Raw genomic sequence first — 23,544 nt, forward strand, 5'->3', positions numbered from 1 at the left:
GCGGCGGCACCGGTACGGAGGCCCTGCCCGGACGGGCAAGCGGCACCGGTACGGAAGCCCGACCCTGGCGGGCAAGCAGCACCAGCACAGAAGCCCCGCACGGACGAGCAGGCAGCACCAGTACAGAAGCCCTGTACGGACGAGCAAGCAGCACCAGCACAGAAGCCCGGCCCGGGCGGGCAAGCGGCGCCGGTGCGGAGGTGGTGGCCGGGCGGGCCGCTCGTGCGTGGACCGCGGATCCCTACGCCGACGCGCTGGGCGCCGGCCGGGGACCGCTGTATCTGCGGCGGACGGACGGCTGGCTGCTCCCGCTGGAAGTGGAACGCTGGTGCGCCGGCGCCGACGCGGTCGACCTGCGGGTGCTGGCGTACTGCGAGGGCACCGTGCTCGACGTGGGATGCGGGCCGGGACGGCTCGTCGCGGAACTCGCGGCACGGGGCCGGCCCGCTCTCGGCATCGACGTCAGCGAGGCCGCCGTGACCCGCACGGTGCGGCTCGGCGGTCAGGCCCTGCGCCGGTCCGTCTTCGAGCCGCTCCCGGGCGAGGGCCGCTGGGGCACCGCACTCCTCGTGGACGGCAACATCGGCATCGGCGGGGACCCGGCGGCACTCCTGCGCCGCACAGCCGAACTGCTGTCCCCGGGAGGCCTGTTGATCGCCGAGACCGTGGCGGGCGCGGACGTGGACGAACGCGTCGACGTCCGTATCGTCCGCGCCGCCCACGGCGACGAAGCCGACGAGGCCGACGAAGCTGGTGGCGCCGGTTTCGCCGGTGGCATGAAGGAGGCGTCCGGCGGGAGGAGCAGGGGCGGGGCCCAGGGCGCACCGGACGACCGGGCCGTCTTCCCCTGGGCCCGGCTCGGCACCCCCGCCCTGCTCCGGCACGCGGCACGCGCCGGATGGCGCCCCGACGCTCAGTGGACGGCGGGCGGACGTTCCTTCGTGGCCCTGCGCAACGGGCCACGGCGGGAGGCCCGAAGGGACCGCACGAGGAGCAGCAGCGCGGACCCGGCGAACAGTGCCGCCGTGATCAGCAGCCAGCGGGCCAGGAAGCCGTCGGCCGGCAGGGCGGTCGCCGACCGGTAGTGGCCGGCGACCTGCCCGCTGATCAGCGGGAACCACACCAGCAGCAGGAGCCCGGAGAGCGCCGCCGGAACACGGACGTACATGGTCCGGTCCCGGTGGCCTCTCGCGGCCAGCACCGTGGAGACGGCCCGGTCCGCACCGGCGTACAACGGCACGAGCACAAGGTCGTGCAGTACCGCCGCGCCCACGAACCACAGCGCGACCCGGGACCATTCGGCGGAGAGCAGCCGCACCCCCGCGTAGGCGGCCAGCGTGAACGAGCAGGCGAGCAGGAGGAGTTGGAAGGGACTGCCGATCAGATCCCGGAAACCCCTACGCACTCCGGCTCCTCCCCGGTCAAGGCGTCGCATCACAGCTCTCCGAACGTCATCCGGGCCACCCATTTGGTGTTCAGCACACCGGGCGCGGCCGGAACGATGATCCGCGCCGGGTAGCCGTGATCGGGGGACAGCTCTGCGCCGTTGACGGACAGCGCGAGCAGCGAACGAGGATCGCGCACCTGGTTGTCGCGCAGGGCGGCCACCCGGAACGCCCCGTGCCGCTGAAGCGACTCCACGAGTACGGCGGGGGCCGCTTCCACCTCGTAGCCGACGAGCCCCGCCAGGTCCCGCAGCCGCACCCCCCGCCACCACTGGTCGGACGTCGACCAGCCCTCGACGCAGGCGATGGGCAAAGCGGAGCTGTGCAGGGGGAGTTCGCTCAGTTCCGCACGGCTCAGCCGGACCGTCCGGCCCTTCCCGGAGACGACCAGCCGCCAGGCCTCTTCGCTGGTCTCCGTGGCACTGATGCCGCGTGCGGCGGCGGTCTTGTTGATCTGGAAGCCCCCCGGTCCTGAGCCGGGTTCGGCGCCGCCGTGCGGGGTCAGCAGCGCCGTCTCGCGCAGTGGTCCGTCGAAACTCCGGCCCGCCGTGGTGGCCGCGAGGAGCACGGACCCGCCTCCGACGAAGCCGAGGGCACCGCGCCGCGAGACGGTGGGCGGCAGCGGGTCAGGGGACACCAGCCCGTCCTCGGGCCGCTCCGGTTCACCCGCGTCCGGTGACGCATCCGATGACGCGCCCGGTGATGCGCCCTGTGACGCGCTCGCCCGGTCCGTCCGCGGGCCCGGGCGGCCGATCAGGCTCAGGTTCCGCAGGGCCGTCGGCACCCGCAGCACCGCGTGCGTCACGAACGCCGCGATGAACACCCAGGCTCCGTAGAAGTGCAGTGTGTAGAAGGAGCCGGGGAAGACGTAGTCGAGCTGGATGTTCAGCACGCCGGTGGTGAACTCGAAGAGCGCGCCTCCGACCAGAAGCAGCAGCGAGAGCCGTTCCAGGGCGTGCGCGAGGGAGCGGGCCGGCGGCAGCGCGAACAGTTTCGGCACGACCGACCAGAGTTTCGCCAGCAGGACGGGGATCAGCATGATGCCGAGCGTGACGTGGACACCCTGGGTGAGGCGGTACAGCCAGACCGGACGGGTGGGCCAGGGGAAGAGATAGAACCCGAGGATCCCCTTGTCGGGGGTCTTGTCGTTCACCGCGGAGAGGTCCGGGTTGTAGGCCGCGTACGACAGGAGCCCGGTCACGAACAGCACCGTGATCCCGACGAGCAGCACCACTCCGAGCACGGACGTGAACCAGGGGCCGCGCAGCGGGCTGCGCCAGAAGGCGGGTGAGGAGGGAGGCCGAGGCATGTCCCGACCGTAGGCCGGGGGCACCCCCCGAACGGGTTCACGAACCATGACGAAACTCTGACGTCCCCCTCCAAGGCCACTGTCGCCGAGGCCTTCCGGCCTAGCGTGCGAGGGTGAACCGCGACCTCCCCCGCGAACTGCTCCCCGACGGCCTCGAAGGCCCTTCCCCGCTCACCCCTGAGGCTGCCCCCGCGTCTCCCGCCGCACCTCCTCCCCGGGCGGCTCCCCGGGGCCTGTCGGCGATGCTGTCCCGGGCCAGATCCCGGGCCGCGTCCCCCGGCCTCGCGCGCACCCTGCTGAGCGACGGTCCTGAAGCCGTCCGGCGCGATCTGGCCGCCGCCCTGGCCTGCGCGCTGCTCGTGCTGACGGCGGCGGTCGTCGGCCATGTCATCGAGCAGCGCTACGGCACACTGTTCGTCAGCGCCGCCCCGCTGTACGGGCACTGGGGGCCGCACGCGGGACCCGGCACTCCGGCCGCGATCGCCGTGGCGGTCGCCGTCGTGGCGTACGGGCCCCTCGTCGCCGCCCGGCTGCCCTGGCGCCTGCTGCTGCCGGTCGTGTGGGGCACGACGACGGTGTGGACGTTCTCCCTCGCGCTGGTCGACGGCTGGGAGCGGGGCGTGGCCCGGCGCCTCACCACGCGGTACGAATATCTCCAGGTCATCACCCCGGTCAACCGCTTCCACGACATCCCCGCCGCCCTGCGGGACTTCACCCACCACATCCTGTTGCACTCCCCCGGCCACTGGCCGGCGCACATCGCCGGACATCCGCCGGCCGCCACCCTCACCTTCGTCCTCCTCGACCGGGCCGGGCTGGGCGGCGGCGCCTGGGCGGGCGTCTGGTGCGTCACCGTCGGCGCGACGGCCGGGGTGGCGGTGCTCGTGACGGTGCGCGTCCTGGCCGGGGAGTCACTCGCCCGCCGCGCCGCGCCCTTCCTCGCCCTCGCCCCGGCGGCCGTGTGGATGGGCACCTCGGCGGACGGCTACTTCGCGGCGGTCGCCGCCTGGGCCCTGGCTCTGCTCGCCCTCGCGGTCACGGGACACCGGCCGCGGACGTTCGGACTCGGCTCCGGCCTCCTCCTCGGCCTCACCGCGTATCTCTCGTACGGCCTGACCCTGATCTCCGTGATCGCCTGCGCCGTCCTGCTGCTCGGGCGCGGCTCCCGGCTCCGCCCGCTCCCGTACGTCCTGGCCGGACTCGCCGTCGTACCCACGGTGTTCACGCTGCTCGGCTTCAACTGGTTCGAGGCGTACCGCCTGTTGGTCCTGCGCTACTACGAAGGCGCGGGCGGTGTACGGCCGTACGGCTACTGGGTCTGGGCGAATCTCGCCTGCACGGTGCTGATCGCGGGACCGGCCACCGTGGCGGGACTGCGCAGGGCCGGGACGGCGGCCGTACGGATCGCGGCGGCGGCCGTCCGGGGCGCAACGGCGCCGGCCGGTGTCCGGGCGGCTGCGGCCCGGACACCGGCCGGGCTCCGGGCCGCTGACGCGCGGACGCCGGTACGGCTCCGGGCGGCCGCCGCGTCGGCGGGCCGGGCTCCCGCGCAGGGCACCGCCCCGCGGCTCGCCGTCCTCGTCGTCGCGGCGCTGCTCGCCCTGCTCGTCGCCGACCTGTCCGGCATGAGTAAGGCCGAGACCGAACGCATCTGGCTGCCGTTCGCGATGTGGCTGCTCCCTGCGGGGGCGTTCCTCCCCCGGGCCCGGGCCTGGCTCGTCGCCCAGGCGGTGACGGCCCTGCTCCTCAACCACCTTCTGCTGACGGGCTGGTGACCGCCGGGCCGGTCCGGAGCGGCGCTCATCGCACGGCCGCGCTGAAGCCCAACCGGACGGGGCGCCAAGCGCCGGACCCCGCCGTGCGCCGGAGCCCAATCGGCCACGGACCCCGCCGTGCGCCGGAGCCCGATCGGACCGGGCGCCGGGCGCCGGAAATCGGGGGCGTCGGCGGTCACTCGGACGGGTCACCCGGCGCGCGGGGACAGGGCGGCGCGCGGAGGCTGGCGGCATCGCTTTCGACTCGGGAACCAGGAGGCGTCCGATGAGCTCGATGGACATGCCCGCGGACGCGCCACGGGAGACGACGCAGGCCGCCCGGGCCACGGTCCCGGCGGCACCGAGACTCACCTGGCTGACGTTGGCGCTCATGACGACCGCCTCGGTCGCGAGCCTGCGGGCCGCCCCCACGATGGCGGTGTACGGGCTGGCCTGCGTGTTCCTCTATCTGGTCCCGGCGATCGTGTTCCTGCTGCCGACCGCCCTGGTCTCGGCGGAGCTGGCCTCGGGCTGGAACGGCGGCGTCTACCGCTGGGTGAGCGAGGGACTGTCCAAGCCACTCGGATTCCTCGCCGTGTGGTGCCAGTTCGCGATGACGATCTTCTACTACCCGAGCCTGCTGGCCTTCGTGGCGAGCACCATCGCTTACATCATCGACCCGGCCCTGGCCTCCAGCGGCCTCTACACGGCGATCGTCATCGTGGTCCTGTACTGGACCGGCGTCTGGGTCTCCTCGCGTGGCACCAAGGCCCTGGCCGGACTGTCCAGTTGGGGCCTGGTGATCGGCACCCTGGTGCCCGGCACGATCCTCGTCGTGCTCGGCATGGTCTTCCTGGCCCAGGGCAACCCCTCGGCGGCACCCATGACGGCCAGTCACCTGCTGCCGGCCTGGACGGGCCTGGCCAGCCTCGTGCTGATCGTCAACAACTTCCTGTCGTACTCCGGCATGGAGATGAACGCCGTCCATGTGTCGTCGCTGAAGAACCCGGCGAAGGAATACCCGAAGTCGATGTTCCTGGCGATGGGCCTGGTGCTGCTGATCTTCATCCTGCCCGCGCTGGCCATCAGCTGGGTGGTGCCCGCCGACCAGACCAGCCTCACCGCCGGTGTCATGCAGGCGTTCGACGCGTTCTTCTCGTACTTCGACATCGGCTGGATGACACCCATCGCGGCGGTGATGCTGATCTCCGCGTCGCTGGCCGGCATGCTGACCTGGCTCGCCGGACCGTCGAAGGGCCTGCTGGAGATCTCCCGGAGCGAGGGCTATCTGCCGCCGTACCTCCAGCGGCTGAACCGGTTCGGCATCCAGCAGAACATCCTGGTGTCCCAGGGCGTCGTGACCACGGTGATCGCACTGGGCTACGCATTCATCCCGAACGTCTCCAACGTGTACTGGATCTTCTCGACGATCACCACGCAGGTGTACCTCATCGTCTATCTGCTGATGTTCGTCGCGGCGATGCGGCTGCGCAAGAACCAGGCCGACCACCCGCGCGGCTACCGCGTCCCGGCCCTGAACGTGGTGTGCGTGACCGGTCTGCTCGCCTCGGCCGCGGCCATGGTCATCGGTTTCGTGCCGCCCTCCCAGTTCGGCAGCAACAGCGTGCTCGTGTACGTCGTCATCATCGGCTCCGGTCTGGGCATCCTCGGCCTGCTGATCCCCTGGGCGTTCCTGAGGTTCCGCAAGCCCGGCTGGCAGACGGAAGCCGCGCGCCAGGAGGAGGCGGGGGCATGAGTCCCACCCGGTTCGCGTCCGAGCACAAGTGGATCTACTACGGCGCGATCGTCGTGCTGCTCGGTCTCGTCGTGGCCGGACTCGTGCGCTACTCGGCCATCACGTCGAACAACAAGGCCGTGAGCAAGGCCAACCAGCTCGCCGACGCCGCGGTCGAGGCCGGACTTCCGCGCCCCGACACCGAGTTGATCGCCAGTGTCCTCGGCACCGACGGCGGCCTGGTCTGCGACGATCCGGCCAGCGCCCTCAAGTCGGCGCTGTGGAAGATCAACGTCTCCAACGGCGCCGCCTTCGTCGGCCAGCGGCCCGTCATCGGCGACGGCAGGTCGCTCCGGGCGGAGGCCACGATCATCGAGATCTACTGCCCGGAGAAGCTGGACAAGATCCAGGACAGGCTCGACGACCTGAAGACCGACGACACGGTGAGGCGGTGACCATGTCCTCCGAACTCGCCGGGAAGATCGCCGGGTTGATGGGACGGGCCAGGGCGGACCTGGCCGAACTGGTCGCGATCCCGTCCGTCGCGGACCCGCGCCAGTACCCGCCCGAGGAGTGCCGGCGGGCCGCGCAGTGGGTGGCCGACGCCTTCACCGAGGCGGGCCTCCACGACGTCCATCTCGCCGAGACACCCGACGGGAGCCACGCGGTCATCGGCCACCGCCCGCCCCCGCCCGGCGCCCCCATCGTCCTGCTGTACTGCCACTACGACGTGCAGCCGCCGCTGGACGACGACGCCTGGACCACACCGCCCTTCGCCCTCACCGAACGCGACGGCCGCTGGTACGGGCGCGGCACCGCGGACTGCAAGGGCAACATCGTGATGCACCTGACCGCCCTGCGCGCGCTCGGCGACGACATCCCGGTCGGCCTGAAGTTCGTCGCCGAGGGGTCGGAGGAGCAGGGCACGGGCGGCCTGGAGAGTTACGTGGCCCAGCACCCGGAGCAGTTCCTGGCCGACGCCCTGCTGGTGTGCGACACCGGCAACGCGGAGGTCGGCACGGGCACCGCCACCATCACCCTGCGCGGCCTCGCCAACGTCGTCGTCACCGTCGGGACACTGGCCGGTGAGATCCACTCGGGCATGTTCGGCGGCCCCGCCCCGGACGCGCTCGCCGCGCTGATCCAGATGCTCTCCACCCTGCGCGACCCGGCCACCGGCGCCACCCGCGTCGACGGACTCGACTGCGAGGGCTCGTGGGAGGGCGTCGGCTACGACGAGGAGCGGTTCCGCGCCGACGCCGGAGTGCTGGAGGGCGTCCGGCTCACCGGAACCGGCACGGTCGCCGACCGGCTGTGGGCCCGCCCCGCCGTCACCGTCCTCGGCATCGACTGCCCCCCGGTGGTCGGGTCGGCCGCCGCCGTACCGCCCACCGCGCGGGCCCGGGTGAGCCTGCGGATCCCGCCCGGCACGGACCCGGCGGTGGCCCGCGCCGCCCTCACCCGGCATCTCACCGAGGCCGCGCCCTGGGGAGCCCGGGTGAGCGTCGAGGACGAGAGCGCCGGCGCCCCCTTCGAGGCGGCCACCGACGGCCCCGCCTACGCGGCGCTCGGCCGCGCCATGAACGAGGTCTACGGCCGGCCCATGGCGTTCCTCGGGCAGGGCGGCTCCATCCCGCTGTGCAACGTCCTCGCCGAGAACTACCCCCGCGCCGAGATCATCCTCATGGGCGTGGAGGAACCCAAGTGCCTCATCCACGCCCCCGACGAGAGCGTCGACCCGACCGAGATCGAGCACATGGCCCACGTCGAGGCGCTCTTCCTCCGCGCCTACGCGGACGCCGGGGCCCGCGGCCGCTGAACATGTCCCCCGGCGCCGTGGGCGCGGGCGGAGAGCCTTCGCGCCCGCCGCGCAACGGCTCGCGCCGCGCCCGGGGTTCGGCTTGCAGGGGCGCGGAGCACCTGCCTATCGTCGCGCCCATGCAGTCCTACACCATCGGCCAGGCCGCCCGGCTCCTCGGCGTGAGCCCCGACACCGCCCGCCGCTGGGCGGACGCCGGACGGGTGGCCACGCACCGGGACGACAGCGGGCGCCGCCTCATCGAGGGCCGCGACCTCGCCGCGTTCTCGGTGGAACTGGCCGGAGCCGGTGGTGAGGAGGGCGTCACCTCGCACACCTCGGTCCGCAACGCCTTCCCCGGCATCGTCACCGCCGTCAAACTCGGCGATGTCGCGGCCCAGGTGGAGATCCAGGCGGGCCCCCACCGGCTGGTCTCCCTGCTGACCCGGGAGGCCGTCGAGGAACTCGGCCTGGAGGTCGGCGTGGAGGCGACCGCCAGGGTCAAATCGACCAACGTGCACATCGACCGCGCCTGACCGGCCTCCGGGCACGGCCGCTCAGCCCGTGGTCCCGCCCGGCTGCGCGGCCGTCCAGCCGGTGATCCCGCCCGGCCGGGACGGGTAACAGCCGTCCACCTTGATGGTGTTGATGCCGCTGATGTGCCGGGCCCCGCACCGGTCCTGCGGCAGGACCAGCTGCGGGCCGGCCCGGTCCAGCGGGGTGCCGTCGATGCCGACCGCGAGCAACACCGGGGCGTCCGCGAAGTCGGGGTCGATCTCGGCCCAGGTGAGCAGCGCGTGGTGGCCGTCCGCGCCCGCGACCGCGATGAGGAAGCGCAGCCGGTCCTTGCGGCGGGCCGGATCGAAGCGGGGGCCGGCGTCCCGCAGCACGTCGTGCAGCAGCGGGCCCTCGAAGCCGTGGTGCCGAACTCCGCTGCCGGCGCACTCGAAGGCGACCCGCACCCGGTGCTGGGGCCAGGCGAGCAGGTCGGGCACGGTCAGCAGGGCGGGCCGGGCGAGGTCACCGGTCAGCGCGAGTTCCGCGAGCGGGGGAGCCGGCGGTGTCGGCTGCGTCAGGGACTGGCTCACTGGACAGCACCTCCCGGTGGACCGTACCCCGCGGGCGGCCCGGGGCAAACGCACATGCGTACATCCGAAGCCACTGGGCACAGCTCATGCGATGCGACAGGAGACTTACAGCTTGCATATGCGGAAGTATGATCAGGCCATGGCAGAACGTGAGCCCAGGACTGAGGATCACGACGGAGGCTTCAGCGAGCCTCAGAGTCTTCGAGGGAGTAGATCCGTGATGACCCGATCCGCGCGCCGGACCCGCCGCACCACCCGGACCCTTCAGGTGGCCGGCGCCGGTGCCGCCGCGCTGCTGGCCCTGAGCGCCTGCTCCTCCTCGGACGGCGCGTCCGGCTCCTCGGACACGACGAAGTCCTCCGCGTCCTCCCCGCCGAAGCTCTCCGGCACGGTGACCGTGTTCGCCGCCGCCTCCCTGAAGGAGAGCTTCACGGCCCTCGGCCGGCAGTTCGAGAAGGCCCACCCGGGCACCGAGGTCACCTTCAGCTTCGGCGGCAGCGACACTCTCGCCGCGAGCATCACGGGCGGCGCCCCGGCGGACGTCTTCGCCGCGGCCAGCCCGAAGACGATGGCCATCGTGACCGGCAAGGGCGACGCGGCGACCACCCCCGCGACCTTCGTGCGCAACCAGCTGGAGATCGCGACCCTGCCCGGCAACCCGCACAAGGTCGCCTCCCTGAAGGACCTCACCAAGTCCGGCCTCAAGGTCGTCCTGTGCGACAGGACCGTGCCGTGCGGCGCCGCCGCGCAGAAGGCGCTGGACGCGAGCAAGCTGAAGCTCACCCCCGTCTCCTACGAGCAGGACGTCAAGAGCGCCCTGACCAAGGTGGAGCTGAAGGAGGCCGACGCGGCGGTCGTGTACAAGACCGATGTGAAGGCCGCGGGTGACAAGGTGGAGGGCGTGGAGTTCCCCGAGTCCGCCGACGCCGTCAACGACTACCCGATCGCCCTGCTCAAGGACGCCCCCAACTCGGCCGCGGCCAAGGCGTTCATCGAGCTGGTGCAGTCTCCGGAGGGCCGGAGGACGCTGACGGAGGCCGGCTTCCTGAAGCCCACCTCCTGACACCCGCCGCCCCGGACGGCCCCTGTCCAGGCACGCGTCGCCACCGTCTGTCCACCCTCCGGCGCGTGCCTCGACCGCCCGTCCGCGCGCGCCTCGCGGCATGCGTCCGCCGTCCGGCGCGCGCCGCTCGCCACCCGTCCCGTGCGGCGTACCCCTTGAAGCGGACGCCCCGAACCCGTCTCCTGAAGCCATGAGTGATCCCGTGACCTCGCCCGACAAGTCCGGCGCCCCGGCCGACACCCTCATGGGTGGGCCGCGGCGCGGGCGCGGCCGGACGCCGGGCCGGGTGCGGGGCCGGACACCGCTTCCCCTGCTGCTGCCCGCCCTCGCCGGGCTCGTGTTCCTGCTCCTCCCGCTGTTCGCGCTGCTCGTGCGGGCGCCCTGGAGCAGCCTTCCGGACCAGCTGGCCAAGCCCGAGGTCTGGCAGGCACTCCGGCTGTCCTTGTTCTCGGCGACGGCGGCCACCGCGGTGTGCCTGGTGCTGGGGGTGCCGCTCGCCTGGCTGCTGGCGCGTACGGAGTTCCCCGGACGCGGACTCGTCCGGGCCCTGGTCACCCTGCCCCTCGTACTGCCCCCGGTGGTCGGCGGTGTCGCGCTGCTGCTGGCCCTCGGCCGCAACGGCGTCGTGGGCAAGCTGCTCGACTCGTGGTTCGGGATCACGCTGCCCTTCACCACGGCCGGGGTGGTCGTGGCCGAGGCCTTCGTGGCGATGCCCTTCCTGGTGATCAGCGTGGAAGGCACGCTACGGGCCGCAGATCCTCGGTACGAGGAGGCAGCCATGACCCTCGGCGCCTCCCGCTTCACCGCGTTCCGCCGGGTCACCCTGCCGCTCATCGCGCCCGGCATCGCCGCCGGTTCGGTCCTGGCCTGGGCCCGCGCCCTCGGCGAGTTCGGCGCGACGATCACCTTCGCGGGCAATTTCCCGGGCCGCACCCAGACCATGCCGCTGGCCGTCTATCTGGCCCTTCAGAGCGACCCCGACGCCGCGATCGCCCTGAGTCTCGTCCTGCTCCTGGTGTCCATCGCGGTTCTCGCCGGACTGCGGGACCGCTGGATGACGGCGGCCTCATGAGGCATGACCGACAGGCGTACGGGGACGACGGACGGCGCCGGGACGAGGCCGGCGGACGGCGGCGGGACGAGGGTGAGGTGATCGCGTCATGACCGAGGCGAACCCGGGGGCGACGCCCACGGCTTCCGGCAAGGGCCTGGACGCCCGGCTCGTCGTCCGGCGCGGCTCGTTCCGCCTCGACATCGAACTGAGCGCCGCCCCCGGTGACGTCGTGGCGCTGCTCGGTCCGAACGGCGCGGGCAAGACGACGGCGCTGCGCGCGCTGGCCGGGCTCACCCCGCTGTCCGAGGGCGGCCGGCTGCGGCTGGACGGCGTCCCTTTGGACCGTACGCCGCCGGAGTCCCGCCCCGTCGGTGTCGTGTTCCAGGACTACCTGCTGTTCCCGCATCTGTCCGCGCTCGACAACGTCGCCTTCGGGCCGCGCTGCCAGGGTGTGCCCAAGGCGGAGGCACGGGCCCAGGCAGCCGCGTGGCTGGAGCGCATGGGCCTCGCCGAGTTCGCCGGGACCAGGCCGCGCAGGCTCTCCGGCGGGCAGGCGCAGCGGGTCGCGCTCGCCCGGGCCCTCGCGACCCGTCCCCGCCTGCTGCTGCTCGACGAACCGCTCGCCGCGCTCGACGCCCGTACGCGGCTGGACGTGCGGGCCCAACTGCGGCACCACCTGGCTGACTTCGAGGCCGTCGCCGTCCTCGTGACACACGACCCGCTGGACGCGATGGTGCTGGCCGACCGGCTCGTGGTGGTCGAGGACGGCCGGGTGGTCCAGGAGGGCGGCCCCTCCGACATCGCCCGCAGACCCCGCACCGACTACATCGCCCAGCTCGTCGGGCTCAACCTCTACCGGGGCGCCGCCGACGGCCACGGCGTACGGCTGGAGGCTGGCCCGGAGATCACCACGACCGAGCGGCTCGACGGGCCCGTCTTCGTGGCGTTCCCGCCGAGCGCCGTGACGCTGCACCGCGACCGGCCCACCGGCTCCAGTGCCCGCAATCTGTGGCAGTGCCGCGTCGCGGGTCTGGAGACGCACGGCGACCAGATCCGGGTGGACCTGACCGGCGAACTGCCGCTCGCCGCCGATCTGACGACGGTCGCCGCGGCGGAACTCGGCCTGCATCCGGGCTCCCCCGTCTGGGCCACGGTGAAGGCGGCCCAGACACACGCCTATCCGGCCTGAGGGCTGTCCCGTAGTCCCCGGCGGGCGCACAACGACAGCTACGGCACCGGCCGCACCCACCGCAGAAGCGCCGCCACTCCGCTACGTGGCCGCCGGGACCGCCGTCGCCCGGACCATCACGCAGTCGAACTCCACCACCCGGCCGGTCGCCTCCTCGCGCGAGACCGGGTACATGCCGGTGATCTCGAAGCCGCTCTCCTCGTACACGGCGATGGCCTCGCCCATGCGGGGACTGCCCTCGTACAGCCGCAGCGTCGCGACCTCCGACTGCATTCCGACGAATTCCGCCGCGCGTTCCCCGGCGCCCGCGAACACCTCGAGGTCGTAGCCCTGGGTGTCCATCTTCAGGTAGGGGCGGGGGTCGTCGATCCCGGCGAGTGCCGTGTCCATCATCCCGTCGAGACGGCGGACCTCGATGTCCTCGGTACGGGTCTTGGCGAAACGCTTGTAGCGGTCCCTGCCGTAATCGCTGGGCGGGAGAAGGGAGTTCATGGTGTTCCAGCCCACATGGATGGACTGGGTGGTGTCCTCCCGCCCGAGGCCGATCCGATGCACCTGCCAGTCGGGGTCGTCCTCGGCCGCCTGCCGGAGCTTGCCGAAGGCCTCCGCGGTCGGCTCGAAGGAGACGATCCGGCCGGTGTAGCCGAGGCGGCGCAACTGGCGTCCGTACTGACCGGAGTTGGCGCCCACGTCGAAGACGCAGTTCACCTCGTATCTGTCGAGCAGGGCGGTGACGTGCTGCCCGCAGAGATAGGACGCGGCCGACAGCTGGAACTTGCGTTCGTCGGCCGCCGTCTCCTTCTCGTCGAGCAGGAGACGGGCGCCGGTGCCGCCGAGCGGCACGTGCTTCCAGGCCGCCGTCCGCCCGCGCAGCACCAGATCGGCGCCCTTGCCCAGGGCGACGCGTCTGCGCACACCGCGCCGGTAGACCACCGCGGCTCCCGATCCGAGGTCCAGCACCTGCACCCCGATACGGGGAAGCAGACCTAGCAGCTTTCTGTGAAGGGTCGCCATGGCCCACACCCTGTCAGAGATGCACGCGTGTCCACCGGGAGTTGGTTGAACCCCCTTCAGGCCGCGTGATAGAGGCAGGGGATGACCTCTCCTGAAACCGGCATCCCGGCGCTGGCCGCCGCCCTGGACATGCGTCCCCACCCGGAGGGCGGCTGGTTCGTCGAGACCTGGACGGCGCCGCAGGCCTTCCTGCCCGACGGCTACCCAGGACCCCGCGCCGCCGCCTCCGCCATCTACTTCCTCCTCGCACCCGGTGACACCTCCGCCTGGCACACCGTCCGTTCGGACGAACTATGGCTGTGGCACCGCGGCGGCCCCCTCGACCTCCTGCTCGGCGGCGACGGGGACGGCCCCCAGTCCATCCCGCAGGTGGTCCGCCTCGGCCCCCGTGTCGAGGCCGGGGAGCGCCCTCAGATCCTCGTCCCGGGCGGGGTCTGGCAGTCCGCCCGGCCGGCCGGCGACGAGGAGGTTCTCGTCAGCTGCGTGGTGGCGCCCGGCTTCGACTACGACGACTTCCATCTGCTGGACTCCGGCCGCTGAACAGGCAGTCGAGCGGCCCGGAAAGGCCTGTGGCGCCTTTGTGACGCGGGTCGTTGGTTGCGGATCGCCCGGGTGGGGCATCACCCGAGGGCAGGACCGGCCACGCACCGTTTCGCGTGGGGTCCCGGCCGGCGGGGACGGAGCCGTCGGCCGGGTGCCGGTTGTCCTGGGAGGGGGAAGAGAGGTGTCAGTCATGCGTGCGCACCAGCGCACCGTCCGGCCGACCGCCCGCGTGGAGTACACACTGCCGCGTACGGCCGTCTCGGCGGGCAGGGCCCGCAAGCTGACGACGGCGTTCCTGACCCGGCCGCGGCCGCGGTTCGCCCCGCCGACGGCGGACCAGGTGGACGACGCCACGCTGATCGCCTCGGAGCTCGTCGCCAACGCCGTACGGTACGGCCGCAGCGGCTGCCGGCTGCGTCTGCAACTGGGCCACGGGCGCGTGACGGTCGAGGTCCACGACGACAGTCCCGGACGGCCGCGGATCGGCGTACTGGACACGGAATCGGAGAGCGGCCGGGGCCTGGCCATGGTCCAGCAGCTCGCCCACAGTCTGGAGATCGTCAGTACAGGCTTCGGCGGCAAGACCGTGCGCGCGGTCCTGGCGGTGCGGTAGCGGGCCGGGCCCGCTCCGGGTTCAGCGCCACCGGAAACGGGAATGAGCACCAAAAATTCATCGCAATTTCAGTGACCGCAAAAAACAGATGGCCGGCGCCCGCACCTTGCGGTGCGAACGCCGGCCATCCGGTGTCCCGGACTAGGCGGGGACGATGTTCTCCGCCTGCGGGCCCTTCTGGCCCTGCGTGACGTCGAAGGTCACCTTCTGGCCTTCCTGGAGCTCACGGAAGCCAGAGGTGGCGATGTTCGAGTAGTGGGCGAAGACGTCGGCGCCGCCGCCGTCCTGCTCGATGAAGCCGAAGCCCTTTTCCGCGTTGAACCACTTCACGGTGCCAGTAGCCATGTCAAATCTCCTTCGGGGCAAAGCTCGAAGGTCCACACTGTGTGGACCTGCGTCGCCGCAATGATTGCCCCACCGGAATGCACCGGAAAAACTCTGGGAACCACAACTGCAACTGAAATCGACACTAGCACGCTGCGGGCCCCGGAGGACGCGCACTATCTCACCCCGGCGTGGGGAATACCAAAACCTCGCGGGCCCGTGCACCAAATTCTGTATCGGCCGGAACAGGTATCCAGGTCCCGCCGAGAAACTCCCCCCGGGGATCGTCCGACGTCCCGCTCACGCGTCCTGCGGTGTCGAGCCGCGCAGCTCCTCGTTGATCCGCAGGGCCTCGTCGAGGCACTCCTCCAGCGTGACGATTCTGCACGCGGACTCGACGGGCGTGCCCTGATCGACGAGGTCCCGGGCGCGGGCGGCGAGCCTGAGCTGGTTGCGGGAGTAACGGCGGTGGCCGCCGTCGGAGCGCAGGGGCGTGATCAGCCCGGCCTCCCCGACGGCCCGCAGAAACGCGGGGGTGGCGCCGATCAGCTCGGCCGCCCGGCCCATCGTGTAGGCGGGGTAGTCGTCGTCTTCGACTCGGTCGGTGGGGCTCATGGTGCTTCCCAGGGGCGCGTGCATCACCTCCCACTCTGGCAGATCCCGGCCGGTACCGGCCGGGGGCACCCGGTGGCGGCCCGGTGACATCCCCGCGCCGCACTCACCCGGACGGACCGGTGCGCTGGTGGGAGGCCGTGGCCGGTGGTGGCGTGGAGGGACACAGCCCGACCTCGGGACCGTCCTCGGGAGGCCCTCGCATGATCCGTCCGTCCTGTCTCCTCGCATCCGCCCTGACCGCGGGGATGCTGCTCTCGACGGCCGCCTGCTCGAACGGCGCGGACGACAGCGGCTCCGGCCGTACGGACTCCACCGCGTCCCCCGCCTCCACGGTCCCGGCCTCTCCCGTGGCCGAGGAGCCCGGCGCCGCCACCCCCTCGCCCTCAGCCTCCGTCCGTACTCTCACCAAGACCGAGGCGCAGCTCGCGCTGATCACCAACTCCGACCTGGGGTCGCAGTGGGACGAGTCGAAGGGCGTCGCGGCCTGGCACGACACGCTGCTCAGGAGCAAGGTGGACGCGTCGGCCTTCGTCACCGACAAGGGGAACGCCAAGGAGTGCCAGAAGCTGCTGGACGGCCTGTACTCGGAGGACCTGCTGGGCAAGCCGCAGGGCGGCAGCGCCGTCACCGGCTTCGACGACAGCGGCAACGACGCCCAGATGCGCTACGAGGTCGCCTCGTACGGGAAGAGCTCCCTGGACACCCGGCTGAACTGGCTGAAGACACTGCCGGACATCTGCGACCAGTTCACGGCCGTCGACGGCAAGGGCGACCGGCAGACGGTCCAGGTCGTCTCGACACATCTGCCCGATGTGGGGGACGCCCGCCAGGGCTTCCAGGTGACGATGAGCGGTGCGCTGGAGGGCGACCCCGAGACATTGACGCTCGACTTCGCGGCGGTGACGGTCGGCGACAGCGCCCTGTCCCTCACCAACGGCGGCCTCTCGGGCACCCAGCACCAGTCCACCGAGCAGGCCGTCCAGGCGGGCACGAACCGGCTGAAGGCCGTCCTGGCGGGGAAGTCGCCCGCCCCGACACAGGGCTGAGCGGGGCCCCCGGACACACCGCGGCCCGGGCAGTCTGTCAGCGGCTGCCCGGGGCCGGGGGTGTGTCAGTGAGTGCGGTTCAGAGCCGGTCCATCCGTGTGTAGGGGCTCAGGACGCGGACCTGGCGGGCGCCGAAGTCGACGAGCATCGCGATGCCCTCTTCGACGCCGACGATCGTGCCCAGGCCGTACTGGTCGTGGGAGACGCGGTCTCCGAGGCTGAACTCCTTGGCCACAGGGACGACGGGTGCAGCGAAGGGGCTGGTGGGCAGGTGGCGCCGGGGCGCGGAGGATTTACTCATCGTGATTCCAGTATGGGCCCTATTCCGTCGGACGGTAGAGCCTGATGGTCTCGATCCCGCTCCGACTCGGCCTCCCCGGGCACTCCGGATCACGGCGGCCCCGCGCCCTCCCGTCCGGTCCCCGCCCGGCCGGCCGGGCGTTCCCCGAGGTCAGCCGTCGGGGCGTCGGCTCCGCGATCTCTCCGGTGCGCGGAGCCGTCCGCCGGGCGAGCCTGTCGCGGACCGGACAACCCGTTACGGTGGGTTCCGGACGCGCCGGATCCGGCACCGCGGACCGCCGGGACGGCGGTGACACAGGGGGGCGTACGCCCGCGCGCCCCCGGTCGGTCCGTCCCACCGGACGGCCGGACACGGCGCGGCGGCCGGCCCGCCCGGGTCAGCCCGCCAGGAGTTCGCGCTTCAGGTCGCGCAGTTCCCGGGCGTCGAGGTGCAGGCCGTCCTTCAGGTACGAGCGGAAGTCGCCGTACTCGGCGCGGACCTCGTCGAAGCCCGAGTTCAGGTACTCGGGCCGCACGTCGAGCAGCGGCTTGTGGACGGCGGCCCCGGCCGGCGGCATGGCCGCGAGCGTGGCCGCGTCGGCGGCGACGGTGCAGGAGGCGCCGGCGGGCACCCGGTCGGGGGCCGAGGCGCGCTCCGACTCCATCCGCAGGTCGTACACCGCGTGGACGCCGAGCCGCTTCGGCTTGGCGAGGTCGGCGTCGCTGAGCCTGTTCAGGGCGTCCGAGCGGTGGATCTCGCCCATCTTGACCAGTGGCCGTCCGCGATGCGGTAGCCGCCCGCGTCACGGAAGTCGACCGCGCCGTCGAGCTCGATGAGCCGGTCGGCGAGGCGCAGGGAGCCACCGCGCCGCGGGGCCAGGTCGAACCACTGGCGGTCGGCTGCGGACAGTCCGCGCACGGTCACGTCAACCGTGGCACCGCCCCGCGCGACGACTCGCCCGGCGGCGCGCACTAGGACCTGGCGCACCCCGGGGGCCTTCCACACGATGCGGTACGAGCCGTCGTCGCCGGCGGTGACGGTCGCGGCCGTGAAGGGGGTGCGCTGGGAGGCGGCGCGGGCGGAGGGGCAACTCCTCTTGATGGAGACGATGTTCGGACGGTTCAGGGGTGCCGTCGCCCCGTGCGGACTCCCGGCGCCCGCCGGCCGGACGGCACCGGCCGGAGATCTTCCGCGCGGACGCGCGTCAGCCGAGCGCGCTCGTCGCTCGCCACTGCTCCCAGGGCAGGTTCCAGTCGCCGTAGCCGTTGCCGACCGCGACCGTGTCCCGGGAGCCGACGACCTTGACGACGTCACCGGGGACGACCTCGTCGAAGAACCGCTTCGCGGGCCCGCCGACGGCCAGTCCGACACAGCCGTGCGTGACGTTCCGACGGCCGCCGTAGACGTTCGCCTTCGGGTTCTGGTGGAGGTAGGTGCCCGAGGCGGTGAGGTGGACGGCGTAGTAGTAGTAGTAATCCGCGTACGCGTCGCCGAAGCCGACCGACCGGGAGTTCATGAAGACCTTGGCCGCCTTGTCGGAGACGACCATCGTGCCGTTCCAGGTGTCCATGCCCGGCGCGCCCGCGGTGATCGGGACACGGCGCGACGATCCGGCGGTTTCGAGCGTCATGAAGTGTGTACGGACATCCACTGTGGCGACGAGGGAGCGGCCCACCGTGAAATGCCTTGTGATTCCGGCTCCGGCCCGGACGGTGACCGCCGTTCCGGGCTTCCAGTACCTGCGGGGCCGGAAGTCGACGCGCTGCCCGTCGACGAGGTTACGGTCCCTGACCCACCCCCAGGACCCCTCGGCCGCAGCGGTCACCTTCAACTGCCTTTCCACACCCGCCCGTCCGGCCACCGGTATCGGGCGGTCGAAGGTCACCGAGACCGGCATGCCGACGCCCACGGTCTGTCCGTCGGCGATGTTGACGTGCGCGCCCGGCAGGGACCTGAGCGGTGTGGCGGAGGGCCTCGGCCGGGCCTTGCCCGTGGCACCGGCGGTTCCGGTGGCCGCGGGCCGGCCCCCCGGCCCGCCTCCCTCGCCCCCGCCGTCGGCCACCGCCTGTGCCGAACATCCGGCGAGCGCCGGCACGCACAAGGCCGCCGCGCTCCAGGCGCGGGCCGTCCGGCCCCGGCCGCCTCTCCGTCCCGTGGTCATGGTGATCCCCCTGTGGTGTGTTTCGATGTGCGACCTACGGGGCCTGTACGCGCGGCGGGGGCGGCCCGGTTGCACAAGGCCGGAGAAACTGCGGAGATTCGGGCGGGGGGCATGACCGAGGAGGAGTTCGACGCGTTCTACGCGACCGCGTTCCCCCGGCTGACCGGCCAGCTCTACGCGTTCACGGGGGATCACGGCGAGGCGCAGGACGTCGTCCAGGAGGCGTTCGTCCGCGCCTGGGACCGGCGGCGGGAGTTCCTCGCCGACGGCGCTCCCGAGGCGTGGATACGGACGGTGGCGACCCGGCTCGCGGTGAGCCGCTGGCGCCGGGCCCGGCGCTGGCTGGAACTGGTGCGGCGCACACCGCCTGCCGACCACGTCGCGGGCCCCGGGCCCGAGCACACCGCGCTCGTGGCCGCGCTGCGCACGCTGCCCGAGGCGCAGCGGATGGCGATCGTTCTGCACCATCTGTGCGACTTGAGTGTCGAGCAGGTAGCCTCCGAAACCGGTGCCCCGGTCGGCACGGTCAAGGCCCGGCTCTCGCGGGGCCGGGCGGCGCTGGCGCGGGTGCTCTCGGAGGATTCGGCGGACCTGGCCGGTTCCGCGCGCCCGTCGGGCTCAGCGCGCGCGGCGGGCACGGAGGAGAGGGAGGACGACCGTGTCCGATGAACTCACCTCCGCGCTGTGCGAGTTGGCGACCGAGGGGGAGCGGTCTCCCGAGCTGACCGGTGCGGAGATCCGCGGCCGGGCCACGGTCCGCCGGCGGCGCCGCCGTACGGCCTGGGCCGCTGCCGGTGCCTGCGTCGCCGCCGCTCTCGCTCTCGTCCTCGTGGTGAGCCCGGACGGCGGGGCGCGGCAGAAGCCTCCGCCGGCCGCGAGCCCCGGCGTCACCGCGAGCCTGCCGGTGGCGTCGCCGGACGCCACGATCGATCTGGGCAGGCGGGTGATCTCCGTCGCCGGCCTGCGACTCACACTCAACTTCGACAGCCTGCCCGGGTACACACCGACGGTCCGGACCACGGTCACCGCGAAGAACGCCGTCAGGAACGTCTCCTCCAAGACGGTCGGTCTGAGCGGCGGTTACGCCTTCAAGGCCTCCTGGGCGGTCGAGCTCACCGCGCCCGACGGCACGACGGACTACGTCGGCTCCGTGGATTCCGGCGGCCAGGGCTTCTCCGACCCGGACCACGGCTGGATCGGCCTGGACATGACCGAGGCCAAGCTGCTGTACGACCGCCTCGCGCCGGGAGCGGTGGTCGAGATCCGGCCCTCGGCGAACGCCTCGGCTCCCTCGTCGGTGCACGGGGGAAAGACGACCGGGGGCACGGGCGTGACCACCGGCACGAGAAGCCCGGGCGCGGGAACGTCGGACGCGGGAACGTCGGGCGGCTAGCGGGCCGAGGCCCGACCGGCGGGTCCCGTACGCGACGTGCGGCACCCGTCGGGGCCCCTCCGTCCGGAAGCCCAGCGGCACCCGTCAGTTCCCGCCCGGCGTCACAGCGGCGGCTGGGCCGGGGCCGGGCCGAGGGTCGTCGTGCCCGGTGCCGTGCGGTGGCCGAGGCCCGTGCGGTAGGCGTCCAGGGCCGCCTCCACCCGGCCGGTGCGCCGCAGCAGGTCGCCCAGCAGCCGGCACAGGTCCGCCAGGTCGCCCGCCGCGCCCGCCCGCTCCAGCAGGCTCATCGCCCGCACGTAGTGCTCCTCGGCCGCCTCGGTGTCCCGGGCGTCCTCCGCGATGATCCCGAGCAGACGGTGCGCGGCGGCCGCGTGGATGGCGCCCCGCTCGGAACTCAGGTCGCCGAGCACCTGCCGCAGCAGCTCGTCCGCCTCGTCGGACTTGCCGCGCCGGTGCAGCACATCGGCCAGTTCCACCGCGACCTGGCTGGTATAGAGCGCGGCCCGCTTCGCGGAGAGCATGGCCTGCGCCTCACGCAACTCGTCCTCCGCACGCTCCAGTTCACCGTTCTGGGCGTACAGATAGCCGCGCATCCAGTGACAGTTGGCGAGCTCGGTGCGGATCTGGAGCTGCCGGTACAGCTCGGCGGCCTTGGCGAGGGAGACGTCGGCCTCGGCGATCCGCCCCTCGGCGATCATCGTCCGGGCCACCGACCGGTGCATCCGCGCCACCAGGGCCGGGTCCTGGACCTGCGGCGCGAGGGCGAGCGCGAACTCGGCGGCCTGGGCGGCCCTGGCGTGCGCGCCCATGTCCATGTAGGGCGCTATGACTCCCGTGTAGAGGAGAAGCAGCGCCTCGGGATCGTGCAGGCCCGTCCGGTTCAGCTCGTCGAGGGTGGACTCGAACAGGTAGCAGGAGTAACGGAGTTCACCGGCGAGATAGTGGGAGACCGCCCGGCCGCGCACGGCGGGCACCCGCTGCGGCAGCGGCGCGTCCCCCAGCCGCTGCTCGGACTCCTCGAAGCGCCGCTGTGCCGTCTCCAGGTCCCCCGTGTCCAGAGCGCACTCGCCGAGTCCGAGGAGGGCCGCCGCCTGCTCGGCGACCAGCCCGTGGGCCTCCGCCTCCGCGAGCAGGGCGGCGTAGGTCCCGGCGGCCACCTCCGCCTCTCCGGTGGAGAGTGTGCGCTGCGCGTCCGTCAGCCGCAGCCGCAGGTCGGTGGCGAGATGGGCTGGCCGCCCCGTCGCCAGCTCCTCGAACGCGACCCCGAGGCGGCCGGCTATGTGCCGCAGCGCGGGCTCGGAGGCCCTGACCCGGCCGGCCTCCAGAGTGGAGATGTACGCGGGTGTGTACACCGGTTCCGCGAGCTGTCGCTGCGTCAGGCCTCGTTCTGTGCGCAGCTGTTGCACCCTGCGCCCGATGATCTCAGGGTCGTCCCGCTCCGCCATGGGTCAAGCATGCCATCAAGCCGACTTGGTTCAGTCCAGCTTTTGACTACCTGTCCGACGACAGACGGCTCTTGCGATGTGAGCCCGGGAGCCTCTACGTTAAGCGCCGGATTAAGCATGCTTAATACGCCGCTGTTGTTGCGAGGTCACCGTGCTCCGACGTATTTCCGCGCGCTACTCCCGAGGGTTTCTCGCCGCCCTCTTCGCGGTCGCCGCGCTGGTCACGGCGGCGAACATCGGCCCGGCGAAAGCGGCCGAAGAGGCCCCCGCGGCACACACGACCGCGACGACCACACACACGACGGGCCACCAGGGACTCCCCGCGGCCCGGTGACCGGCTCTCCCGCGGCCTCGTGAGAGCGGCGAATCCCCCGTACGGCGAGGACATCGCGCCTACGCTGAAGCGGTGACCTCTACCGCCGCCCGAACCGCGCTGGACCTCACCGCCGACCTCCCGGTCCCCGCCCTCGAGGACTTCTACCGGGATCTGCACCGGCATCCCGAACTGTCGCTGCGCGAACACCGTACGGCCGCCGCCCTCGCGGAGCGGCTGCGCAAGGCCGGGTACGACACGACCGAGGGCGTGGGCGGTACGGGCGTCGTCGGCGTCCTGCGCAACGGGGACGGGCCCACCGTGCTGCTGCGCGCCGACATGGACGCGCTGCCCGTCACCGAGGAGACCGGGCTGCCGTACGCCTCGGGGACCGACGGGGTCATGCACGCCTGCGGCCACGATCTGCACGTCACCTGGCTCACCGGCGCGGCGGAGGCGCTCGCCGCCGGGCGGGACACCTGGTCCGGCACGCTGGTGCTGGCCGGGCAGCCCGCCGAGGAGACCGGCGAGGGCGCGGCCCGCATGGTCGCGGACGGTCTCCACGAACGCTTCCCGCGGGCCGACGTCCTGCTCGGCCAGCATGTGGCGCCCGGTCCCGCCGGGCTGTACGCGCACTCCCCCGGCCTGATCATGTCCGCCTCGACCGACATCGACATCGTCGTGCACGGCCGGGGCGGCCACGGTTCACGGCCCGAGGCGACCGTCGACCCTGTGGTCACGGCCGCGTACATCGTCACGCGGCTCCAGACGGTCGTCAGCCGGGAGATCGCGGCCCGGGAGTCCGCCGTCCTGACGGTGGGGCGGATCGAGGCCGGCACCCGGCACAACATCATCCCGTCCGAGGCCCGGATCGCCCTGAACCTGCGGACGCAGTCGCAGGACGTACGGGAACGGATGATCGCGGCCGTGCGGCGCGTCGCCGCGGGCGAGTGCGCGGCGGCCGGCTGCCCGGCCGAGCCCACGGTCACCGTGGGCAACGACTTCCCGGTGACCGTCAACGACGCGGAGACCGACCGCCGGATCGCCGCCGTGCACGGCGAGGTCTTCGGCGCCGGAACGATCCTCGACCCCGGTCCGGCCATGGGCAGCGAGGACTTTCCCCGGCTCGCGGCCGGCCGGATCCCCTACTCCTACTGGTTCGTGACCAGCACCCCGGCCGACGTCTGGAACGCGGCCCCCGGCGCGGACGACCTGATGACCAGGCTCGCCTCGGTCCCCAGCAACCACAGTCCGCACTTCGCCCCCGACCTGTCCACGGTCGCGCCGGGCGTACGGACCCTGGTGTCGGGGGCACTGGTGTCACTGGCTGCCGGGAGCTGAACTCCCCCTGACCGGTGCCCA

Annotated in this window: 26 protein-coding genes and 1 pseudogene; 16 read left to right on the top strand and 11 right to left on the bottom strand. The window is 72.6% G+C overall.

Annotated elements, in window-relative coordinates; genetic code table 11:
- The first annotated feature begins 200 nt into the window (after positions 1 to 200).
- On the top strand, positions 201 to 1,085 hold the full coding sequence (locus tag ABZV42_RS05345) for a methyltransferase domain-containing protein (protein WP_355981965.1): 885 nt from the start codon (positions 201 to 203) through the stop codon (positions 1,083 to 1,085).
- On the opposite strand, the pseudogene ABZV42_RS05350 reads toward ABZV42_RS05345, so the two are convergent.
- Both ABZV42_RS05350 and ABZV42_RS05355 read right to left on the bottom strand, forming a co-directional pair.
- A pseudogene (locus tag ABZV42_RS05350) lies at positions 971 to 1,435 on the bottom strand (hypothetical protein); the annotation flags it as partial. The gene ABZV42_RS05345 and the pseudogene ABZV42_RS05350 sit on opposite strands and share 115 nt — an antisense overlap.
- Positions 1,435 to 2,754: a molybdopterin-dependent oxidoreductase gene (locus ABZV42_RS05355; protein ID WP_356050932.1), complete on the bottom strand. Its 1,320-nt coding sequence runs from the start codon at positions 2,752 to 2,754 to the stop codon at positions 1,435 to 1,437. The gene ABZV42_RS05355 and the pseudogene ABZV42_RS05350, both read right to left, overlap by 1 nt.
- Before the next feature lie 242 nt (positions 2,755 to 2,996).
- Here ABZV42_RS05355 and ABZV42_RS05360 point away from each other — a divergent pair, with 242 nt between their 5' ends.
- The 5 genes from ABZV42_RS05360 to ABZV42_RS05380 all read left to right on the top strand — a co-directional run bounded on the left by ABZV42_RS05360 (position 2,997) and on the right by ABZV42_RS05380 (position 8,577).
- A complete protein-coding gene (locus ABZV42_RS05360) occupies positions 2,997 to 4,529 on the top strand; it encodes a hypothetical protein (protein WP_356051050.1) in 1,533 nt (510 codons plus the stop codon).
- A gap of 265 nt (positions 4,530 to 4,794) precedes the next feature.
- Entirely contained in the window at positions 4,795 to 6,264 is a 1,470-nt protein-coding gene (locus tag ABZV42_RS05365) for an APC family permease (RefSeq protein ID WP_355981961.1), read from the top strand.
- Positions 6,261 to 6,698, top strand: coding sequence for a hypothetical protein (locus ABZV42_RS05370; protein WP_355981959.1), 438 nt, complete (start codon positions 6,261 to 6,263; stop codon positions 6,696 to 6,698). The genes ABZV42_RS05365 and ABZV42_RS05370 overlap by 4 nt, the downstream gene beginning before the upstream one ends.
- Positions 6,699 to 6,700: 2 nt before the next feature.
- Positions 6,701 to 8,062: a dipeptidase gene (locus ABZV42_RS05375; RefSeq protein WP_355982052.1), complete on the top strand. Its 1,362-nt coding sequence runs from the start codon at positions 6,701 to 6,703 to the stop codon at positions 8,060 to 8,062.
- 119 nt (positions 8,063 to 8,181) lie between these two features.
- Positions 8,182 to 8,577, top strand: a complete 396-nt coding sequence (locus ABZV42_RS05380) for a helix-turn-helix transcriptional regulator (protein ID WP_355981957.1) — start codon at positions 8,182 to 8,184, stop codon at positions 8,575 to 8,577.
- 21 nt (positions 8,578 to 8,598) lie between these two features.
- Here ABZV42_RS05380 and ABZV42_RS05385 read toward each other — a convergent pair whose 3' ends face one another.
- Positions 8,599 to 9,129, bottom strand: a complete 531-nt coding sequence (locus ABZV42_RS05385; protein ID WP_356050933.1) for a molybdopterin-dependent oxidoreductase — start codon at positions 9,127 to 9,129, stop codon at positions 8,599 to 8,601.
- Positions 9,130 to 9,349: 220 nt separating this feature from the next.
- Here ABZV42_RS05385 and modA point away from each other — a divergent pair, with 220 nt between their 5' ends.
- The 3 genes from modA (at position 9,350) to ABZV42_RS05400 (ending at position 12,435) form a co-directional block, all read left to right on the top strand.
- Positions 9,350 to 10,192: a molybdate ABC transporter substrate-binding protein gene (gene modA / locus ABZV42_RS05390; protein WP_356050934.1), complete on the top strand. Its 843-nt coding sequence runs from the start codon at positions 9,350 to 9,352 to the stop codon at positions 10,190 to 10,192.
- Positions 10,193 to 10,382: 190 nt separating this feature from the next.
- Positions 10,383 to 11,264 (top strand): ABC transporter permease, encoded by an 882-nt coding sequence (locus ABZV42_RS05395; RefSeq protein WP_355981951.1) that lies wholly within the window; start codon positions 10,383 to 10,385, stop codon positions 11,262 to 11,264.
- A gap of 88 nt (positions 11,265 to 11,352) precedes the next feature.
- Positions 11,353 to 12,435, top strand: coding sequence for an ABC transporter ATP-binding protein (locus ABZV42_RS05400; protein WP_356050935.1), 1,083 nt, complete (start codon positions 11,353 to 11,355; stop codon positions 12,433 to 12,435).
- An 81-nt stretch (positions 12,436 to 12,516) separates the two neighbouring features.
- On the opposite strand, the gene ABZV42_RS05405 is transcribed toward ABZV42_RS05400, so the two are convergent.
- Complete coding sequence (locus ABZV42_RS05405; protein WP_356050936.1) at positions 12,517 to 13,449, bottom strand: FkbM family methyltransferase; 933 nt, start codon at positions 13,447 to 13,449, stop codon at positions 12,517 to 12,519.
- 81 nt (positions 13,450 to 13,530) lie between these two features.
- On the opposite strand from ABZV42_RS05405, the gene ABZV42_RS05410 reads away from it, so the two are divergent.
- Together ABZV42_RS05410 and ABZV42_RS05415 are read left to right on the top strand one after the other, a co-directional pair.
- Positions 13,531 to 13,989 carry a cupin domain-containing protein gene (locus ABZV42_RS05410; RefSeq protein ID WP_355981945.1) on the top strand — a complete coding sequence of 153 codons (459 nt, stop codon included), beginning with the start codon at positions 13,531 to 13,533 and terminating at the stop codon, positions 13,987 to 13,989.
- A gap of 193 nt (positions 13,990 to 14,182) precedes the next feature.
- Complete coding sequence (locus ABZV42_RS05415; protein WP_355981943.1) at positions 14,183 to 14,605, top strand: ATP-binding protein; 423 nt, start codon at positions 14,183 to 14,185, stop codon at positions 14,603 to 14,605.
- Positions 14,606 to 14,746: 141 nt separating this feature from the next.
- Here the strand turns inward: ABZV42_RS05415 and ABZV42_RS05420 are convergent, their stop codons facing one another.
- A complete protein-coding gene (locus tag ABZV42_RS05420; RefSeq protein ID WP_020871138.1) occupies positions 14,747 to 14,950 on the bottom strand; it encodes a cold-shock protein in 204 nt (67 codons plus the stop codon).
- Positions 14,951 to 15,229: 279 nt separating this feature from the next.
- Positions 15,230 to 15,544, bottom strand: coding sequence for a MerR family transcriptional regulator (locus tag ABZV42_RS05425; protein ID WP_355981941.1), 315 nt, complete (start codon positions 15,542 to 15,544; stop codon positions 15,230 to 15,232).
- A 200-nt stretch (positions 15,545 to 15,744) separates the two neighbouring features.
- Here ABZV42_RS05425 and ABZV42_RS05430 point away from each other — a divergent pair, with 200 nt between their 5' ends.
- Positions 15,745 to 16,590: a hypothetical protein gene (locus ABZV42_RS05430; protein ID WP_355981939.1), complete on the top strand. Its 846-nt coding sequence runs from the start codon at positions 15,745 to 15,747 to the stop codon at positions 16,588 to 16,590.
- A 79-nt stretch (positions 16,591 to 16,669) separates the two neighbouring features.
- On the opposite strand, the gene ABZV42_RS05435 is transcribed toward ABZV42_RS05430, so the two are convergent.
- The 4 genes from ABZV42_RS05435 to ABZV42_RS05450 all read right to left on the bottom strand — a co-directional run bounded on the left by ABZV42_RS05435 (position 16,670) and on the right by ABZV42_RS05450 (position 19,031).
- Positions 16,670 to 16,891: a hypothetical protein gene (locus ABZV42_RS05435; RefSeq protein ID WP_037614735.1), complete on the bottom strand. Its 222-nt coding sequence runs from the start codon at positions 16,889 to 16,891 to the stop codon at positions 16,670 to 16,672.
- A 376-nt stretch (positions 16,892 to 17,267) separates the two neighbouring features.
- The gene (locus tag ABZV42_RS05440) at positions 17,268 to 17,633 is read right to left on the bottom strand and encodes a tyrosine-protein phosphatase (RefSeq protein ID WP_355981937.1); all 366 of its coding nucleotides are present in this window, start codon (positions 17,631 to 17,633) and stop codon (positions 17,268 to 17,270) included.
- Complete coding sequence (locus ABZV42_RS05445) at positions 17,603 to 17,857, bottom strand: hypothetical protein (RefSeq protein WP_356050937.1); 255 nt, start codon at positions 17,855 to 17,857, stop codon at positions 17,603 to 17,605. Before ABZV42_RS05445 ends, ABZV42_RS05440 begins: the two co-directional genes overlap by 31 nt.
- Positions 17,858 to 18,074: 217 nt before the next feature.
- On the bottom strand, positions 18,075 to 19,031 hold the full coding sequence (locus ABZV42_RS05450; RefSeq protein ID WP_356050938.1) for a L,D-transpeptidase: 957 nt from the start codon (positions 19,029 to 19,031) through the stop codon (positions 18,075 to 18,077).
- 111 nt (positions 19,032 to 19,142) lie between these two features.
- Between ABZV42_RS05450 and ABZV42_RS05455 the strand changes: the two genes are divergently transcribed.
- Positions 19,143 to 19,700 carry a SigE family RNA polymerase sigma factor gene (locus ABZV42_RS05455; protein ID WP_356050939.1) on the top strand — a complete coding sequence of 186 codons (558 nt, stop codon included), beginning with the start codon at positions 19,143 to 19,145 and terminating at the stop codon, positions 19,698 to 19,700.
- Entirely contained in the window at positions 19,690 to 20,424 is a 735-nt protein-coding gene (locus tag ABZV42_RS05460) for a hypothetical protein (protein WP_355981932.1), read from the top strand. The genes ABZV42_RS05455 and ABZV42_RS05460 overlap by 11 nt, the downstream gene beginning before the upstream one ends.
- Positions 20,425 to 20,525: 101 nt before the next feature.
- Here the strand turns inward: ABZV42_RS05460 and ABZV42_RS05465 are convergent, their stop codons facing one another.
- Positions 20,526 to 21,869, bottom strand: coding sequence for a helix-turn-helix domain-containing protein (locus ABZV42_RS05465; RefSeq protein ID WP_355981930.1), 1,344 nt, complete (start codon positions 21,867 to 21,869; stop codon positions 20,526 to 20,528).
- Positions 21,870 to 22,020: 151 nt separating this feature from the next.
- Between ABZV42_RS05465 and ABZV42_RS05470 the strand changes: the two genes are divergently transcribed.
- Together ABZV42_RS05470 and ABZV42_RS05475 are read left to right on the top strand one after the other, a co-directional pair.
- Complete coding sequence (locus ABZV42_RS05470; RefSeq protein WP_355981929.1) at positions 22,021 to 22,203, top strand: hypothetical protein; 183 nt, start codon at positions 22,021 to 22,023, stop codon at positions 22,201 to 22,203.
- Positions 22,204 to 22,275: 72 nt separating this feature from the next.
- Positions 22,276 to 23,523, top strand: a complete 1,248-nt coding sequence (locus ABZV42_RS05475) for an amidohydrolase (RefSeq protein WP_355981927.1) — start codon at positions 22,276 to 22,278, stop codon at positions 23,521 to 23,523.
- The last annotated feature ends 21 nt before the right edge of the window (positions 23,524 to 23,544 follow it).

It is taken from the genome of Streptomyces sp. NPDC005281, from assembly GCF_040607495.1.
Lineage (GTDB): Bacteria > Actinomycetota > Actinomycetes > Streptomycetales > Streptomycetaceae > Streptomyces.